The sequence below is a fragment of the Neisseria sp. P0009.S010 genome (assembly GCF_051958545.1).
Lineage (GTDB): Bacteria > Pseudomonadota > Gammaproteobacteria > Burkholderiales > Neisseriaceae > Neisseria > Neisseria subflava_A.
Genome location: NZ_JBQCVH010000028.1, coordinates 1 through 321, shown reverse-complemented (window position 1 = coordinate 321; position 321 = coordinate 1). Strand labels below are relative to the sequence as shown.

At 53.3% G+C, this 321-nt stretch carries 1 rRNA gene; it reads right to left on the bottom strand.

From position 1 onward, the window contains the following. Positions 1-321: ribosomal RNA gene (locus ACTHSN_RS10775) — 16S ribosomal RNA — on the bottom strand; the annotation flags it as partial.

Sequence of the window (321 nt, the reverse complement as noted above, 5' to 3'; positions counted from 1 at the left end):
CGTACTCCAGCTTGGTAGTTTCCACCGCCTGTCCAGGGTTGAGCCCTGGGATTTGACGGCGAACTTAAAAAGCCACCTACAGACGCTTTACGCCCAATCATTCCGGACAATGCTTGCACCCTCTGTATTACCGCGGCTGCTGGCACAGAGTTAGCCGCCTCTTCCTCTTGTGATACTCTCAAGTTGACAGTCAGTTACTACTTCAACCTTACTCTCACATGACAGGAGTTTACAATCCGAAGACCGTCATCCTCCACGCGGCGTTGCACCATCAGGGTTGCCCCCATTGTGAATTATTCTCGACTGCTGCCCCCCGTAGGG